The 15870-nt window shown below is 44.9% G+C and carries 31 protein-coding genes and 1 pseudogene; 29 read left to right on the top strand and 3 right to left on the bottom strand.

The features are described from left to right. Nucleotides 1-8: 8 nt before the first annotated feature. The 3 genes from BDE27_RS10045 to BDE27_RS10035 form a co-directional block, all read right to left on the bottom strand. Entirely contained in the window at nt 9-257 is a 249-nt protein-coding gene (locus BDE27_RS10045; protein WP_099133676.1) for a hypothetical protein, read from the bottom strand. Between the two features lie 13 nt (nt 258-270). Next, complete coding sequence (locus BDE27_RS10040; RefSeq protein ID WP_099133678.1) at nt 271-603, bottom strand: hypothetical protein; 333 nt, start codon at nt 601-603, stop codon at nt 271-273. Between the two features lie 866 nt (nt 604-1469). After that, on the bottom strand, nt 1470-1841 hold the full coding sequence (locus tag BDE27_RS10035; RefSeq protein WP_099133680.1) for a hypothetical protein: 372 nt from the start codon (nt 1839-1841) through the stop codon (nt 1470-1472). A 144-nt stretch (nt 1842-1985) separates the two neighbouring features. Between BDE27_RS10035 and BDE27_RS10030 the strand changes: the two genes are divergently transcribed. The 29 genes and pseudogenes from BDE27_RS10030 (at nt 1986) to BDE27_RS09895 (ending at nt 15869) form a co-directional block, all read left to right on the top strand. Continuing rightward, the gene (locus tag BDE27_RS10030; RefSeq protein WP_099133682.1) at nt 1986-2231 is read left to right on the top strand and encodes a transcriptional regulator; all 246 of its coding nucleotides are present in this window, start codon (nt 1986-1988) and stop codon (nt 2229-2231) included. 42 nt (nt 2232-2273) lie between these two features. Then, nucleotides 2274-2735: a toxin YdaT family protein gene (locus BDE27_RS10025; protein WP_420882900.1), complete on the top strand. Its 462-nt coding sequence runs from the start codon at nt 2274-2276 to the stop codon at nt 2733-2735. A gap of 15 nt (nt 2736-2750) precedes the next feature. Further along, nucleotides 2751-2921, top strand: coding sequence for a hypothetical protein (locus BDE27_RS19445; protein WP_167450573.1), 171 nt, complete (start codon nt 2751-2753; stop codon nt 2919-2921). 9 nt (nt 2922-2930) lie between these two features. Next, complete coding sequence (locus BDE27_RS10020) at nt 2931-4001, top strand: conserved phage C-terminal domain-containing protein (protein WP_099133684.1); 1071 nt, start codon at nt 2931-2933, stop codon at nt 3999-4001. A gap of 51 nt (nt 4002-4052) precedes the next feature. Continuing rightward, entirely contained in the window at nt 4053-4484 is a 432-nt protein-coding gene (locus BDE27_RS10015; protein ID WP_099133686.1) for a hypothetical protein, read from the top strand. A 2-nt stretch (nt 4485-4486) separates the two neighbouring features. Further along, nucleotides 4487-4735, top strand: coding sequence for a hypothetical protein (locus BDE27_RS10010; protein WP_099133687.1), 249 nt, complete (start codon nt 4487-4489; stop codon nt 4733-4735). Nucleotides 4736-4737: 2 nt separating this feature from the next. Then, the gene (locus BDE27_RS10005; RefSeq protein ID WP_099133688.1) at nt 4738-5505 is read left to right on the top strand and encodes a phage antirepressor KilAC domain-containing protein; all 768 of its coding nucleotides are present in this window, start codon (nt 4738-4740) and stop codon (nt 5503-5505) included. Between the two features lie 14 nt (nt 5506-5519). Next, nucleotides 5520-5699 carry a hypothetical protein gene (locus BDE27_RS10000; protein ID WP_099133689.1) on the top strand — a complete coding sequence of 60 codons (180 nt, stop codon included), beginning with the start codon at nt 5520-5522 and terminating at the stop codon, nt 5697-5699. A 2-nt stretch (nt 5700-5701) separates the two neighbouring features. Continuing rightward, nucleotides 5702-5944, top strand: coding sequence for a hypothetical protein (locus BDE27_RS09995; protein ID WP_099133690.1), 243 nt, complete (start codon nt 5702-5704; stop codon nt 5942-5944). Then, nucleotides 5937-6275 (top strand): hypothetical protein, encoded by a 339-nt coding sequence (locus BDE27_RS09990; protein ID WP_120211343.1) that lies wholly within the window; start codon nt 5937-5939, stop codon nt 6273-6275. Before BDE27_RS09995 ends, BDE27_RS09990 begins: the two co-directional genes overlap by 8 nt. Before the next feature lie 70 nt (nt 6276-6345). Beyond that, the gene (locus tag BDE27_RS09985) at nt 6346-6624 is read left to right on the top strand and encodes a type II toxin-antitoxin system RelE/ParE family toxin (RefSeq protein ID WP_099134133.1); all 279 of its coding nucleotides are present in this window, start codon (nt 6346-6348) and stop codon (nt 6622-6624) included. After that, nucleotides 6624-6911 carry a HigA family addiction module antitoxin gene (locus tag BDE27_RS09980; RefSeq protein WP_099134134.1) on the top strand — a complete coding sequence of 96 codons (288 nt, stop codon included), beginning with the start codon at nt 6624-6626 and terminating at the stop codon, nt 6909-6911. Before BDE27_RS09985 ends, BDE27_RS09980 begins: the two co-directional genes overlap by 1 nt. Before the next feature lie 89 nt (nt 6912-7000). Next, nucleotides 7001-7594 carry a DUF1367 family protein gene (locus BDE27_RS09975; RefSeq protein ID WP_099134135.1) on the top strand — a complete coding sequence of 198 codons (594 nt, stop codon included), beginning with the start codon at nt 7001-7003 and terminating at the stop codon, nt 7592-7594. A 16-nt stretch (nt 7595-7610) separates the two neighbouring features. Further along, a complete protein-coding gene (locus BDE27_RS09970) occupies nt 7611-7910 on the top strand; it encodes a Ref family recombination enhancement nuclease (RefSeq protein WP_099134100.1) in 300 nt (99 codons plus the stop codon). A 34-nt stretch (nt 7911-7944) separates the two neighbouring features. Beyond that, nucleotides 7945-8505, top strand: a complete 561-nt coding sequence (locus tag BDE27_RS09965) for a DUF1133 family protein (protein WP_099134099.1) — start codon at nt 7945-7947, stop codon at nt 8503-8505. A 197-nt stretch (nt 8506-8702) separates the two neighbouring features. Then, entirely contained in the window at nt 8703-8903 is a 201-nt protein-coding gene (locus BDE27_RS09960) for a hypothetical protein (RefSeq protein WP_099134098.1), read from the top strand. A gap of 107 nt (nt 8904-9010) precedes the next feature. After that, nucleotides 9011-9559, top strand: a pseudogene (locus BDE27_RS09955) (DNA-methyltransferase); the annotation flags it as partial. A gap of 294 nt (nt 9560-9853) precedes the next feature. Next, nucleotides 9854-10357: a DUF7823 domain-containing protein gene (locus BDE27_RS09950; RefSeq protein ID WP_099134097.1), complete on the top strand. Its 504-nt coding sequence runs from the start codon at nt 9854-9856 to the stop codon at nt 10355-10357. Nucleotides 10358-10734: 377 nt separating this feature from the next. Then, nucleotides 10735-11058, top strand: coding sequence for a phage holin, lambda family (locus BDE27_RS09945; RefSeq protein ID WP_244208746.1), 324 nt, complete (start codon nt 10735-10737; stop codon nt 11056-11058). Next, entirely contained in the window at nt 11055-11456 is a 402-nt protein-coding gene (locus BDE27_RS09940; protein WP_099134122.1) for a structural protein, read from the top strand. Before BDE27_RS09945 ends, BDE27_RS09940 begins: the two co-directional genes overlap by 4 nt. Further along, a complete protein-coding gene (locus tag BDE27_RS09935; RefSeq protein ID WP_099134121.1) occupies nt 11453-11845 on the top strand; it encodes a hypothetical protein in 393 nt (130 codons plus the stop codon). The genes BDE27_RS09940 and BDE27_RS09935 overlap by 4 nt, the downstream gene beginning before the upstream one ends. Further along, nucleotides 11733-11996: an Rz1-like lysis system protein LysC gene (lysC, locus tag BDE27_RS20425; RefSeq protein WP_099134120.1), complete on the top strand. Its 264-nt coding sequence runs from the start codon at nt 11733-11735 to the stop codon at nt 11994-11996. The genes BDE27_RS09935 and lysC overlap by 113 nt, the downstream gene beginning before the upstream one ends. 63 nt (nt 11997-12059) lie before the next feature. Further along, nucleotides 12060-12764: an Rz1 family lipoprotein gene (locus BDE27_RS09925; protein ID WP_099134119.1), complete on the top strand. Its 705-nt coding sequence runs from the start codon at nt 12060-12062 to the stop codon at nt 12762-12764. Nucleotides 12765-12847: 83 nt separating this feature from the next. Then, a complete protein-coding gene (locus BDE27_RS20420) occupies nt 12848-12934 on the top strand; it encodes a hypothetical protein (RefSeq protein ID WP_099131464.1) in 87 nt (28 codons plus the stop codon). A 45-nt stretch (nt 12935-12979) separates the two neighbouring features. After that, on the top strand, nt 12980-13168 hold the full coding sequence (locus BDE27_RS20415) for a Lar family restriction alleviation protein (RefSeq protein ID WP_099131463.1): 189 nt from the start codon (nt 12980-12982) through the stop codon (nt 13166-13168). 154 nt (nt 13169-13322) lie between these two features. Next, a complete protein-coding gene (locus BDE27_RS09910) occupies nt 13323-13589 on the top strand; it encodes a DUF4752 family protein (RefSeq protein ID WP_244208745.1) in 267 nt (88 codons plus the stop codon). A gap of 151 nt (nt 13590-13740) precedes the next feature. After that, nucleotides 13741-13965, top strand: a complete 225-nt coding sequence (locus tag BDE27_RS09905; RefSeq protein WP_099131462.1) for a DUF2560 family protein — start codon at nt 13741-13743, stop codon at nt 13963-13965. Between the two features lie 58 nt (nt 13966-14023). Beyond that, nucleotides 14024-14449, top strand: a complete 426-nt coding sequence (locus BDE27_RS09900) for a terminase small subunit-like protein (protein ID WP_099131461.1) — start codon at nt 14024-14026, stop codon at nt 14447-14449. Between the two features lie 4 nt (nt 14450-14453). Next, a complete protein-coding gene (locus BDE27_RS09895) occupies nt 14454-15869 on the top strand; it encodes a PBSX family phage terminase large subunit (protein ID WP_099131460.1) in 1416 nt (471 codons plus the stop codon). Nucleotide 15870: the final 1 nt, after the last annotated feature.

Below are 15870 nucleotides of genomic sequence, written 5' to 3'. Positions count from 1 at the left end.
GCCTCTTGTTAATTGCCTGTTTTAGCCAGTCTGATGGCTCTTCGAATGCCGGCTTTGGGCAGTCGGAAAGTGGAATAAAGATCCTTGACGGGATTGGCGTAAACCATCCCCGTAGTCGGGTAATATTCCACCCGTCGCTTTCCGCCAAGAAGGGATATATGAGTTATCCCTCCCACGAAATCACTGTTGTTTTCATGTTCAACAGCGGTTAAGCCAGCATCCAGAATCATTTCAATAACATCATTGATGTTTTGCATCATTCCTCCGGGGCTAATAAGGAAGCTCCATATCGGCAGCGGAAACAGGTTGACCTTCGATGCACCACAGTGACTGGATACGATCTTCAATTAGGTTCACTTCTACCTGCGCCTTAGCCAGAACCTTTTCTTTTTCAGCCTCAAGCACTTTGATCTGTGCCTGGACGAGATCAGACTTGTTGACTGACGGGAGTGTGATTTCCACGTCATGCTGAGAAACTAATGCCCCCCAAAAGGAAGTGTTAACCGGTTTATTGGTGAACGTGGTGAACTCAACTTGCCTGTCAAAACCTTCTTTGGCATACACATAGAGGGTGATTTTGAGTGTTTTGGATTGTGCTTTCATAGCAACTCCTATATATTGTCGTGGATCGATGAGTCATCATTGGTCTTGCCTCTTCGACGGATTGGTCTCCGTCGTAAGAAATCCCGATAGCTTTGGTCGGCGACTCGGGGTGAAAGAACCCACTTTGGTGGGTTTTTTTACGTCTGTTATAAAATGCCCGTTTTTCTGGGCTGTCAGGTTTATTGTTGCTTCCTACGTACCATCAATTTGATGGTGGTCTCCGTACTAAAAAGTGCTGGTTACGCTATCCAGCGTCGCTTTACCCTGGTCAAGGCTGACGACCGGTTTAGTTGCCTCTTACGCTTCACTCTATGGTGATTGGTCTCTTCAACTGGCTCCCTGGTGTTGGGATAAAATCAGTCGCATCGAGTGGTAATCATGGCAGGTCGCAATGAGCGCTGCGGTTCTCCTCCTCTATGACAACTGAAACGGTAAATTCGGTTTTGAACACTTAACCTAAACGGCTGCTGTGCCGTATTGTCTGAGCAAATCATCTACCTCTTCATATGCCGGTAGCGGCTCTACTTCGTGGGCGTCCTGCCTGTTTGCTGATGGGATTAAGTTTAGTAATTGATAAACTAAAAGTAAAGTAAAAATTAAACAAAGGAGGGAGATTGGTTGGTGTTTTAAGACTAATTAATTGATTTTATTGATTATATTTTTATTATTGGAATATAGGGTAGAGTTTGGTTTAGCCTTGTTAAGGAAAATATTGGGTAGGTTTAGTTGTAGATAGTGCACGTATGCCTGATACGACTATCTATTCATCTAATTAATTATGAGTAGAGATGTTTGGGTGATGATATTATCTGGAATAATAAGTACTAAATTGATAAATAAGGAAAAAGTCAGTTAATGACTCTTTCCTATGCTTTCTTTTGCTTCTTTTTATGTAATAATTCTTCTAGTAAATTATCATAGTGCTGTTTTTTCTCTTCAAGATTTTTTATCAGAGCAGTAGCTTCACTATCTGGCAATTCCTCAAATAATTCCAACAAAACTTTTTGTCTAGGTGTTAATGTAACTTGTAGCGGATTGATTAACTCTGTGTCGTTCGAATCAACATCCAGATAGCCTTCTGGCATGTGATAGTCCCTTTCTAGTCGTCTCGCCGCCTTTTCACCAAAAGATGCCTTACCATTCATGAGCTGTGATAAATAACTCTTCTCTTTTTCAGGAAGAGTTTTGTCGGAAAACCAAGTTTTTAGACGTTCTTGTCTGATATTTTTAATACTCATTTTCTTTCTAAAGCTCCATATATATATAGGGATTGAACTGCTTTTGTAGCATCTAGATTGTGATTAGTAATTACTAAACAAGCAAATACTTGACAAATGTTTAGTGTTTATTAAACTCTTGTCATTTCCAACGAAGAGGTATCTATGAAACTCAATGATTACATTTCTACTTTGAAACGTGGTGAAGCTAAACGCCTTGCCGAGAAACTTGGTGTATCCAGTTCCTATTTGTCTCAAATGGCGCACGGACACGCACCGGTTCCTCCTGCTAGATGTTTTGATATTGAAAAAGCCACTGATGGAAAAGTAACAAGGCAAGATCTCCGTCCCCATGATTGGCAAAAAATATGGCCTGAAATGAATATAACTGAGGTATCAGCCGAAATCTGATTTTTAATAATCAACATTAAATTGCATCAGGAGACAAAAATCGTGGAGCAAAGCATGAGTACGCTCAAAGCTGAAGTTGAGGCTTGGGCAATGGAGAGAGGTCAGGAGCATGTAGCCATTGAAGTCAGTCGTATGTATTTCCTGCTGTATCGCGGTGGTTCTCAATTCCGGTTACACCAGATTGAAGATGAATTGGGAAATGCTGACTGGAAAGCGATAAATAATAACCGTCAACAGATTTTCCGGTGGTTACGCAGCGATTCGAATGCGGCACAACGTAAGATCACGGAACTGTTGCCAGCGATTGAAGCAGCGTTACCGGCAGAACGGAGGGCAAGGTTAACGAGTGAAGATAGGTTGAATTATCTCGCCTCGGTTGCGATTAGAGAATTTGCCGCCGCCATGAGTGAAACCCTGTTAGGAGGGCGTGACATGTCACACCGAATAGCTATAGCCATATCCGCGTTAAATGCCATTGAACCGCGTCTGACCAACGTGCATTAACGAGAGGCAAGACCAATGATAAAACCCATCGATAAGATCACTTATCGCAATGGCTTTCGCCGGAACGATAAGCCTGCCACTTTTGAGGAAGTGTCAGAAATTTATGAAAGCCGTAAGGAAGCGGCTCTGATTGGCTGGGAGCAGCACAAAAAGCAGAAATCCCGGTCGCAGAGCCAGAATGAGTAAGGGCGTGGTATGAATTTGTTATTGTTAAAAAGTCGCCCTTTGGTGGTTATTCCTGAGCTGGCTATGCGCTTGGGATTGAACGAGGCCATTATCTTGCAGCAGATCCAATATTGGCTGACGGAGACATCGTCCGGTGTTGAGGCCAATGGCTGCCGCTGGATTTATAACTCAGTTGAGAAATGGCAGGAGCAGTTTCCCTTTTTATCTGTATCCACCATTAAACGGGCGCTGGGGAATTTGAAGAAGCTAGGCGTGTTGCGGATTGAACAGATTAATAAATCCAGCCACGACCGGACCAATTATTACGCAATCAATTATGAACATCCATTGTTAGCCGATAAGGTCAAAATGACACCATCGAACGGTGCAAAAGAAGACAATCGAACGGGTCAGAATGATCTTATCGACGAACTCAATTTGAAACACTCCAACGGGTCAGAATGCGCCGTTCTGAATGGGTCAAATTGGTCTGATCTTACAGAGACTACAACAGAGATTACTACAGAGAGTACAACAGAGACTAACTCTTCTTGTCAGGTTCCCGTGGAACCCGACCACGAACCCGCCCGACAGGTATTAATTTATTTCAATCAGGTGACGGATTCTAACTACCGTGATGGCAAAACCACGATGGGGTATATCCGTGCGCGGTTGGGTGATGGTTATTCGGTGGAAGATTTAATGTTGATCACTGACTATCTGACCACCAAATGGCGGGATGATGGCAAGATGCGGGATTACTTACGCCCGAAGACCCTGTTTGGCCCGGAGAATTGCACGGAGTATTTCGATAAAGCGTGCAAGTGGGACAAAGCGGGACGTCCTGCCTGTGTCAATGGTCGCTGGCTGAAAGCCGGAGAAACGGGCATCACCATTGATACCGTGGAGCGTGATGCTACGTTCCGATTATTGTTTTCAACCGGCTGGACCCCGACAAACCGTATTCAGGAACTGGCACAACAACTGGCACGTAAAGCCGGGATAGGGCGGATGAGCGAAGTCCCGGCATTAGCGGCTTGGCGGGGGATCTGGAAACAGGCCGCAGAACAAGCGGCGAAAGAGCAGCACTCTGGCCAATAGCAAAAATGCTTTCTGACCAAAAGCGGAAAACCAAAAACGAGGCAAGACCACATGGACAACGAAAACGATGTCAACAAGCTGATCCTGGATAACCGTCATCATGTCGATGATGGCTGTGATCATACTGACCGTATTCTTTATGATTTAAATCAAGCAGCACGGGCACGTAGTCGCCAGCCTTACCAACCTAAGCCAAAACTTATTCCGATAGCAAAACCTGCAACTATCGCTGAACCCTGCATCAACATTGGGAAGCGATTTAACTATGGACGGAATATTGTCCGGGGGATGTATGAACTCACCCAGCTTGGCAGAACGGCAGAGTACATCGCCATGTTGCTCCGTATGCCGTTGGGCGATGTCCAGCGGGTGTTATTACGTAATACGCCAGTTCAAAAGGCAGTCTACAAACAGGTGATGGCAGCGCCTAAGCCGATTGAAAAAGAAGTTATCAAACGACTTTCAGCGGAATCGAAGGAATAGCCATGCGCCAGCAATCGAACTATTTACCTGCTGGACTGCCACACAATCGCGGATTGTGGACACAAGAACAACGTGAACTGGAAAATCTGGATCTCAAGGCCAGCCGGTTAATCAAACAGCTCAAACGGCGGAAGATCGACAGGGTAGTTATTTTCAGAGAAATCGAACAGGCCGCTGAGAAATATCAAGAATTTTTTAAAACACGCCTGAATTACTGGCGTGGCGTAATGAGACTCCAAACAAAGGAATAACGATGTTAAATGCCATAAACCAAAAGAATCTGCCTGTTATCGCAGGCATTGAAATTACCACCGATGCGGAAGGGCGCTTCAATCTGAATGCGTTGCATAAGGCAAGTGGCGCTGGCGCCAATAAAGCACCTGCACAATGGCTGAGAACCCGTTCGGCTAAAGAACTGGCACAGGGATTAATCGATATGCAGAAATGCACATCGCCTGTTAATGCGATAAAGGGCGGAGAGATGCAAGGTACTTTCGCCCATGAACTGCTGGCTGTTTCCTATGCCGGTTGGATAAGCCCGACATTTCAATTGCAGGTTAACCAGACCTTTATCGACTACCGTTCTGGCAGACTGGCGATACCGCAATCCGCTTTACCCAATACCAAACAACTGGCGTTGATGGTCATTCAGGCCGAAGAAGAAAAAGAGCGCCTTTCACTGGCTGTGAATCAGTTAGAGCACCAGATTTTTGAGGATGCGCCGAAGGTCGAGTTTCATGACCAAGTATCAGCTTTACACGGTGCGCTCAGTATGGCGCAGACTGCTAAGATTTTGGGTACGGGCAGAACCCGGCTGTTCGCGTTTCTGAGACAAATCGGCTGGATCACCCGCCGCAATGAACCGTATCAGGAGAAAATACAGTCGGGACTGATGGATGTGAAATTAGGCAGCTGGGAACATCCAGAACGCGGCATTCAGGAATGTGTGACGTCACTGATTACGGGCAAGGGATTAACCCAATTACAACGACTGTGGGCACTGAGAAATCAGGCTAACTGAGAGAGGCAAGACCAATGAAACAATCAAACCGCTTTTTACACTACCTGAAACAAGAAGTGATTGGTTACTGGCAGATTTTCACCGATGAAGAGTTCCGGCTCCATATGCTTGCTTTGTTTCTGCTGCTGACATTTCCAATTTCATTGCCTGTATTGGCACTGGTTCGGTTTGTTCATGATCGGTTGGGGAAATAAGCATGAAAACGCAAAATATGGAAAATAAAGCATACACGGCTGAATTGGAACTAACCGGGTTTATTCTCTATGGCAACTGTGATTTTCGGGCAAGTGGGCGTATTTACCATGATGTCCATCAGCGCTGGTTTGATGGTGCTGAAATCATTACATCACCGGTCGAAAATATTCATACCTTCAATGCCGATGGTTTTATCCGCACCCGCAACTCGGTGTATAAACTCAGGACGCCTAACAATGGCTAAATCTCCCGCAGAACGGAAAGCCGCCCAACGTCAGCGCCAGCAGAGTGCTGGCGTCACTAAGATCGAATTGTTGCTGGATAATCAGGAGCTGGCAATGCTGAAGCAAAATTGCGCCATCCGGCGACCGGGCAGAGACCCTTACGATGTGAACGAATATCTGACGATGTTAATCCGAATGGATGACCGTTCATTAAAAAAGCAGCTTGCCAAACTACAGCATCAATGTTGTGAAAAGTGCGGTGAATCGCTACCCGTGACGGAATGCTGTTTTTCAGGTGAAGCGGCCTGCTGGAATACATGGGGCTGGCATGAACTGAAATTAACGTTATAAAGCAGTGTTGCGTATTACGCGGCATATTATATAATGCGTAGTGCGCAACACCCTAAAGGCATAAGATGACATGATAAAAAGTTTTAAGCATAAAGGGTTAAAGAAATTCTTTGAGACTGGCTCTACGGCAGGTATTGATGCTAAACAGGTAAAGAAGATCAGTTTGCGTTTAAGTGTTCTCGACTTAGCAAAAGAAGTAAAAGATATCGATGTCCCCGGTTTCTTTTTACATCCATTGACCGGGGATAAAAAAGGGCTGTGGTCAATCACGGTAACCGGGAACTGGCGCATCACCTTTGAATTCATTGAGGGTGATGTGTATGTCGTCAACTATGAGGATTATCACTGATGAGCACAATGTACAATCCGCCCCATCCGGGCGAGCTGATAAAGGAAACGATGGAAACCTTGAATCTCAGCGCCAGAGCGTTGGCGAAAGCACTGGATGTTGCGCCGTCTACGGTACAACGGCTAATTAGCTGTCAGTCCGATGTTTCTCCTGAAATGGCAGTACGCCTTTCAATGGTGATCGGCAGTGCGCCGCATGTGTGGCTGGGCATGCAGAATGCCTATGATATCTGGCATATCAAGCAAAGTCTGGATACTTCCCGCTTACAGAAATTGTCGGTAGCATAACGGATTATAACCCGCTAAAATCATCTCCATCGGTCTGAACATCCGAACCTAAACATATGCTGCTGTGCCATTACCTTAAGGGATCAAGAATGGCGCAGCATAGTTTTATCAAAATTTCCGACGACACTCTGAGACCGGCTACTCCGGCCGCCAGAGAATACCTGCATTCGAAAATCAAATGCGGCGATGTGCTGCAGGCTGATTTTAAGAAAGCCCGTAATCCCCGTTTCCACCGCAAATACTTTGCCCTGCTGAATCTCGGTTTTGAATACTGGGAACCCACCGGCGGCACGATTTCCCCCGAAGAAAAAGCCATTGTACGCGGTTACGTACAATTTCTGGCTCACTTCGCTGGCAGTGAAGGTGCCTTACAATCTGCGGCTGATGAATACCTTGCTGGCTTATCCAAAAATCGTGCTCACAATATTACGGCCACTAAATCCTTTGATGCTTTCAGGCGCTGGGTGACGGTGGAATCCGGTCACTATGACACCTATGAAATGCCAGATGGCAGCGCGTATCGAGAACCCCGCTCAGTTAGCTTCGCCAAAATGGACGAGCTGGAATTTCAGGCACTCTATCAATCCACACTGAACGTGCTGTGGAACTTCATCTTGTATCGCAATTTCCCTACCAGAGGCGCTGCTGAAAATGCGGCGGCTCAGTTGTTTGATTTTGCGTAAGGGAGAGGCAAGACCAATGACCAACAGTGAAAAACAGTGGCTGTCAGATGTCGCCTCACTCGGCTGTATTGTCTGCCGAAATCTGGGACTGGGTGCATCACCTGCGGAAATTCATCATGTACGAACCGGGCAGGGAATGGCACAACGTGCCGATCATTTCTCCGTTATGCCGTTATGTCCTCGCCATCATCGGGCGTGTTACCCAACCGGATTTCATGCTGCACCGAAAACATGGCAGGCGTTCCACGGGACAGAAATTGAGTTATTAGAACAGGTTAAAACGGAAGTGAAAGAGGTACAGTTATGTCGGGTGTAAAGGTTTCAGTTAATATCAAAATAAGGGGCGCAAAATGATTTATCCGGCAACATGTGGAAAAGGTGAAGAACATTTGAGGCTGCGTACCCTTGAAAGTGTATGGATACGAGGGCAGTTAAGTGTATGGGGAAACTGGTCTGCTATTCGTAAAGTACCGCAGACAGCAGGTATTTTTTCCCGCTTACTGTCAGAGCCGGTGATAAGTAAAAAAGCCTTACATATGGCTATGAAGAGAATGAAGCAGGCGGGTCTGACAAAAGAAGAGTTATTGCAGATTTTTGGTCAGATAAAAGATAAAAAAGCAATTAGTAGATTATGGTTCTGTACCGATGCGGAAGGGTTAAAAATGGATACTGTGATTGGCCGTGTAATGGAACATGATCCCGGTTTGTTGAATATTTTGAAAGAGCATTATATATACAAGAAATCTTATTATGGCATTGCCTCTGAAATGTACGAGCGCCATCCTGATACGTCACTGTCAACCTGTCGCCGCCGTGTTGAAAACTGGTTAAGAGTAGCGGAATTTATGTTATATCGGCCTATGTGTGATGAATTAGAAAGACAAGAGGTTATGTCGATTAAAAAAGTTTGACTTTTTGAGCAATCGAGTTAATATCTTCATATAAGCTTCGCGATGTTTTATCCGCAAGAAGCGAAAGGCCAAATTAAAGAAGAACCTGCCCAGAGCAGGTTTTTTTACGCCTAAATAAACATAAGACTTGCTGTTGTGCTTGGTCAGAGTTACATGTGTGTTCACGCCGACTAACTGACCAAAAGGTTAAAATTATCATGCTAAAACATGAAGATATGACAACAACAGCCGCTTGTGTTCTGGAAACAGTACCTCTGTATGATTGGGCGTCTGTTGCCGATATTTCCACCCTGACGGGGCTATCCGTGCCGCGTTGCCAATTACTGTTAACTCAATTTTGCCTGGCTGGTTTGATGGAAAGCCGGGACAACGACACGTTTTTTAAACGTTACCCTTGATGGGATAGTTTCTTAAGAGGTAAGCAGCTGGGGGATTTGAGAACGCCAGCCGCTTACCTTGTGGTTATTCCAGAGAATAAGCCAGCGTCGATTTATGGAAAAATATTGTGAATTTAAGTGGTATCACATTAATTAACGACGACTCTCTGAAATTTATCAAAACCTTGCCGGATAACTGTATCGACCTTATCGCGACTGACCCGCCTTATTTTCGGGTTAAAGACTGCAGCTGGGATAATCAGTGGAACGATGTGACGGCTTACCTTGCGTGGCTGGATGAACTACTGGCTGAATTCTGGCGGGTACTGAAACCCAACGGTAGCCTGTATATGTTCTGTGGTTCGCGTCTGGCCTCTGATACAGAACTGCTGGTACGGGAACGGTTTAATGTGTTGAACCATATTATCTGGGCGAAACCGTCTGGCCCGTGGCGCAGGCAGAACAAAGAAAGCCTGCGGATGTATTTTCCGGCCACTGAACGCATCATTTTTGCCGAACATTATCAAGGGCCTTATCATCCGAAAGGTGATGGCTATTTCAAGCAATGCCGCGAACTGAAACAGTCGGTATTTAAACCACTAATCGATTATTTCCGTGAGGCCCGGAAAACGTTAGGTGTCACGGCAAAAGACATTCACAAGGCCACTGGAAAGCAGCGTTGAAACTCAATCGCCGGGTTTTGGGCGTTGAGCTGGAAGAAGAGCGGTTTAAGCAGACTGAGCGGGAAATAAACGAAATACTTTCTGCCAGTAGTAAAGTTTGAGTTTATACCTCACTGAATCACGTACTCGACTAACTGATAAACTTTATAATACGCCACCCTTATTTTAAGGCGTATTGATTCTGTTATAGGCTATTCAATTGAGATAAAAACCTGACTTAATTAATATTAACTGGCTAGTTAGCAGTAGGATGAAATGACCTTTAACGAATAATAAAGTGAGGTGTTTATGTCTGACGTTAATAAGCTAAAGAATTGCATGCTGTTATTTGATCTTAATATAGGAGCTACACCTCCATATATAGGTCCTGAAATGCCGGCTAAAATCCATTTGTTTGGATATCTTGCTGATAGGGAATTGTTACCGGATGCATGGCCTTTTGGTACACTAACTAACTTCCAGAATGAAACAGATATTACTCAATTTTCTTATTTTTCATGGGATGGTGATAGGATGTCAATTAGTATTAGAGTCTCTTCCGATAACAATCAAGCAGGTTATCAGAAGATGGTAGAATTATTTAACAAAGATCTTATTATAACTGTTAATGATACAAATTATAATCTTGGTCGTAGTGCGGATGATATTTATTTCCAAGGCAAACAACAATACGAATTCGTCGGTTCGTATAATGGCTGGTGGACATCTGATAATGACGACATAAGAAATTTAGGCTTTCTGTTGAAAGAAAATATAAATAATACACTGCATTTCTGCTTCAACTGGAAATAAATCTACATATTTAATTCAAGGCTGCTTAATGCGGCCTTTTTTGTTTTGGTCGCCAACTACCGAGAAAGTGTTGGGTGCGTAGCGGAGTTACATGTTCCAGCCGACCGCAAACGCTCATATTGGCAGGACCACAATTTAGCATCTGAAATCATGCAGGCACAGCCTGTTATCAGTACGCGCTGCGTATCTACCGCCCTCGATTCTGAGGGCACACTCTTAACGAGGTCGCAAATGCGGCCTTTTTCGTATCTGCAATCCTAACTATTTGATATTCATTCGATCGATATGGGAATTCCCATAACGACCTCCTATTAACCTACTCACAGGGGTAACCATCGTTCACCCCACGGACGCCCATTGTTCAGATGGGGTGGAATATGAAGATGAAAGAAAATCCTGACTTATGGGCCGACCTATTAAACGGCCTAAAAAACTCGTGGCCGCAAATATCCGGCTCTGTTTTGGCTGCCTTGATTTGCTACGGTCGCCTGATTTATGACGGCGTGGAACGAAAGAACCGCTGGGTTGAAGCTCTGCTGTGTGGTGCGCTGTCATGGAGTGTGTCCAGTGGTCTGGAAATGTTCGGCATCCCTGCCAGTTTTGCACCGGCTATCGGGGGTGCCATTGGGTTTATTGGTGTTGAGAAGCTACGCGAGTTTGCTGTTCGTGCCATTAATAAACGTTTGGGGGATAAACAGTGACCAGAGGCATTCGCAATAACAATCCGGGCAACATTGATCATAACTTAGCTAATCAATGGCAAGGTCAGTTGAAGCATGACCCGAACATTGAAAAACGGTTCTGCCGGTTTGAATCACCCGAGTATGGTATTCGGGCACTGATGAAACTGTTGTGTAATTATCATAAGGGCGGGTACAACAGCGTATCTAAGATTATCAATCGCTGGGCCCCAACCAATGAAAACAACACGTCGGCTTATATCAACGGGGTAGCTAAGGCGCTGAGTGTGGATCCGCATCAAGTTCTCGACATGAATAAACCCACGCTGATTGCGCTGGCTAAGTCCATTATCCGGCACGAGAACGGCCAACAACCGTATTCAGAGGCGACGTTTGAAAATGCGTTTGAGCGTCTATGACGTTCAGGCTGCGCATGTTCATTATCGGTACGCTGATAACCGTGTTTTGTCTGCTCGGTGGCCTGCTGTGGTTCTACTACAGCAAGTATCACCAAAAGGACAAGGATTATAACGAGCTGGACACGAAGTATCAGCATCAACAAGTCATGACCGCCAATACCTTTCAGACTGTCAGGATATTCAATGATATCTCACGCATTAATAGCGAAAGCCGGAACCGGTCAGCCGTGGATTCTGAGCAGACTAAAGCGGCCATCAAAGATGCGGTGGTCAATCATGATTGTGCCAATCGCACTGTGCCTGATGGGGCTGTTATCCGGTTGCAGCAACACACGAACCGAATACGTTCCGGTGCCACCGGTACCCATTCCAGCACATTTGCTCGCTGACTGTTTGCCTCCGGTGATACCGGACACAATGACATGGAGTGACAGTCTCATACTGAATGAGCAGCTACTGACGGTGATTGAGCAGTGCAATCTGGATAAGCAGGCGATACGGGAAATAGAAGAGAATGGCAGGTCATCCCTGAATATGTGAGAATATTGATAAGGCTCCTAATAAAATTAGTGTATAAAAATCTTATCTTATAGAGGTGGGTGTATGCTTTCAAATAAAGCTTTAGAAAATAATGATATAAAGATAATAAATAAGAAAATTAAAGATGTAATTTCTCTGTTAGCCTCGATGTGTGTTTTGGTCACTGGCTCATATCTTATGGGTGAGATGCTCATTGGAGCAAAAAAAGTAAGTGTTTTATGGATGGTATTATACTCTTTGAGTATTGTTTCTTTAATGGGGCTTTTGGTTATTGCATTTCATATAATAAAGTCTGATTTTTTAGAGGTGCGTAGAGAAGTATCATCAACGAAATATTCTAATATATTTTTTGTAATATTATGGTTTCCTGCAATAGGATTTTTAGGTGCATTGTCTGTTTCTGGTAATCAATTATCTGAGGTAATTACAGAATATAAATCAAATGAAAAACAAGTAAAGGCTCTTTTCCCTCCTCCAGCAGCATGGGCACTGCAACCTCCTTCAAACTCACTGGAAAAGTTAGATCAAGTATTTTCGATATCTGCGCTTGAATTGCCAAACTTGAATTCTGAAGAAAAAGTAGAGAAACACATCTCTCCTTATTCTTATTGTGTAAATGGGGAAACTGATATTGCTCTTACTAAAGTGGCTGCCTTAACTCTTCTTGATGCTCGTGAGGGTATTATGACCGATAGAGTAAAAATAAAATATTTACAAGAATATATTGAAATGCAAAGTAAAAGCAGGAATAAGCTTGAAGCAGATTAACAAAATGTCGCTGAATAATATAGTGGTCGCTTAGGCGGCCTTTATTATTTTTACTGAAACCGTTACCTCCGGCGGCGTGGGCGATGCAACCACCGTCGAACTCTCTGGAGAAACTGGATCTACTGTTCTCGATATCCGAGAAGGCATCATTAACGACCGGGCAAAACTGAGATATTTGCAGGAATATGTAAATACTGAATGTGGGAGAAAAAACAATGACTGAAATAGACGAACTTAATTCCTGTCCGTTTTGTAACAGTAGAAGGATAGAAATGAGCTCATATTCAGATGACACGTGGTTTTATGTGCAATGTACCGGCTGTGGAGCAAGTGGGCCAGAGGAAAATACCGCAGAGAACGCCGAAATTGCGTGGAATAACTCGAAGCCCAACTCCTCGGACTGAGGGATCATGTGCTGGGTTCGTGCCGTGGCTAAACCAACCACATTCTGACTGATTACCACCCCAGGGCAGATATAGCCTAAACGACCTACACGCCACCTCAGGGCAAATGATAATGGGTGGCAGGATTATGTAAATACTGAATGCAGAGGAAATAATGGGTGAGATGATTATTGGCTATATGACAGGCGGTCTCATGGCAATGGGTTACCTGTATATTTTGGTTAAGGCGATGAACTGGTTGGGCGGCCTACTGGTCAGTGCCTATTACAATCGCCGCAAGGAAGAGCGAAGGCAAAAAGCTGTTAACGAGCTGTACGACGCATTTAAACTCGACCAGCTACAGGATAATCAAACTGTACGTGTCGCTACAAAAGGTAGTTTAGTTATTATGATGTATCGGCAACAATCAGATGGCAAATAATAACCAGCCACCCCAGAGCAAATGATACTGGGGTGGCAGGAATATGTCAGGACGCAGTGTCTCGCACCGTAATTTTTAATCTGGTGTAATTCCACCAAATAACCCAAGCCATCACATCCGTGGTGGCTTTTTCTTTTTAAGGATCCCATAAATGACAGAACTCACCTTATCCCAGCAAATGCGGCTGGATGTCTTACGTCTCGTCATGAACGATACCGCAGCCGCCCAGAAAGCCATTGAGTTCATTGGTGATAACACGTTGAAGTTTGAGCTATTTAAGGAGCAATACAAATTGGTACAAACCGAATCTGGCGTTGTGGCCAGAGCAGATAAAGCCGTTCGTAATGCACAAGAAGCATTGAGCCTGTTCAATTAGTTCATCACACAGCCTATTCATAGAGTGGGCTGGATAATGAGTTAAGGAGGATATAAGCATGGAAACCAAAAACAAAGGCGGTCGTCCCTCTGATTACATGCCAGAAACTGCCGCGGATATCTGTGCAAAGCTGGCAGAAGGCGAGAGTCTTCGCAAGGTATGTGAGCGACCCAGCATGCCTAATAAGTCCACGGTATTTCGCTGGTTGGCTGAAAATCAAGTGTTTCGCGACCAATACGCGAAGGCAGCAGAGCAAAGGGCTGACGCTTTATTCGAGGAAATGCTGGAGATTGCCGATGATGTCATGCCAGATGCAGCAGAGGTGGCAAAAGCAAAGCTGCGTATTGATACCAGAAAATGGTCATTGGCTCGCATGTCTCCTAAGAAATACGGTGATAAGGTCACTCAGGAAATTACAGGCGCTAATGGTGGGCCAGTGAAAATTGAAACCTCTCCTATGAGTACACTATTCGGCAAGCAATGAAAGCATGACACAAATAAACCCTATCTTTATGCCGTTCATTGAGGCGCACCGCTATAAAGTCGCCAAAGGCGGCAGGGGTAGCGGTAAGTCATGGGCGATAGCCCGATTGCTCATTGAGGCGGCAAGGCGGCAACCGGTGCGCATCCTATGTGCCCGTGAGCTACAGAACAGTATCAGTGATTCAGTGATCCGCTTGCTTGAAGATACCATCGAACGAGAGGAGTATTCATCAGAGTTCGAAATTCAGCGCTCCATGATTAAGCACCTTGGCACTAACGCTGAGTTCATGTTCTACGGCATTAAAAATAACCCCACAAAGATTAAATCCCTTGAAGGTATTGATATCTGCTGGGTGGAAGAAGCTGAGGCGGTAACGAAAGAGTCATGGGATATTTTGATCCCCACTATCCGAAAGCCTAACTCTGAAATCTGGGTGAGCTTCAACCCGAAGAACATCCTGGATGATACCTATCAGCGATTTGTGGTGAATCCACCTGATGATATCTGCTTGTTGACTGCCAACTACAGTGATAACCCGCACTTTCCCGAAGTCCTCCGATTGGAAATGGAAGAGTGCAAACGGCGTAATCCCACGCTTTACCGTCATATTTGGTTGGGCGAACCCGTCAGCGCAAGCGATATGGCTATCATTAAACGCGAATGGCTTGAAGCCGCTACCGATGCACATAAAGTGCTTGGCTGGAAAGCGAAAGGGGCGGTTATTGCTTCTCATGATCCGTCTGATACTGGACCTGATGCGAAAGGTTATGCCATGCGACATGGCTCAGTCGTGAAACGCATCGCCGAAGGGTTACTAATGGATGTTAATGATGGTGCTGACTGGGCTACTGGACAGGCCATTCATGATGGCGCTGATCACTTCCTGTTTGATGGTGATGGATTAGGTGCTGCTTTGCGTCGCCAGGTCACTGATGCTTTTACCGGAAAGAAGGTTGCTGTAACCCTGTTTAAAGGGAGTGAATCCCCCTTTAACGAAGATGATCCTTATCAGGCTGGCGCATGGTTCGATGAAGTTGTTGATGGTGACAATATACGCACCATCGGAGATGTATTTCGCAATAAACGGGCGCAATTCTATTATATGCTGGCTGACCGCCTCTATCTGACCTATCGCGCCATTGTTCATGGTGAATATGCGGCTTCTGATGACATGTTGAGCTTTGATAAAGCGGCAATCGGAGAACAGATGCTTGAAAAGCTGTTTGCAGAACTGACGCAGATTCAGCGCAAGTTTAATGGCAATGGTAAGCTGGAGCTAATGACGAAAGTTGAAATGAAACAGAAACTCGGTATCCCATCACCCAACTTAGCTGATTCTCTGATGATGTGTATGCATTGTCCGCCAGTAGCAGCAACGCCTGACTATTCCCATTACAAAGTCCCTTGTGGTGTAGGTTGAT

This window comes from Xenorhabdus ehlersii (assembly GCF_003610465.1).
Classification (GTDB): domain Bacteria; phylum Pseudomonadota; class Gammaproteobacteria; order Enterobacterales; family Enterobacteriaceae; genus Xenorhabdus; species Xenorhabdus ehlersii.
Note: the sequence above shows the minus strand (reverse complement) of the source record. Positions and strands in the feature narration are given on the sequence as shown.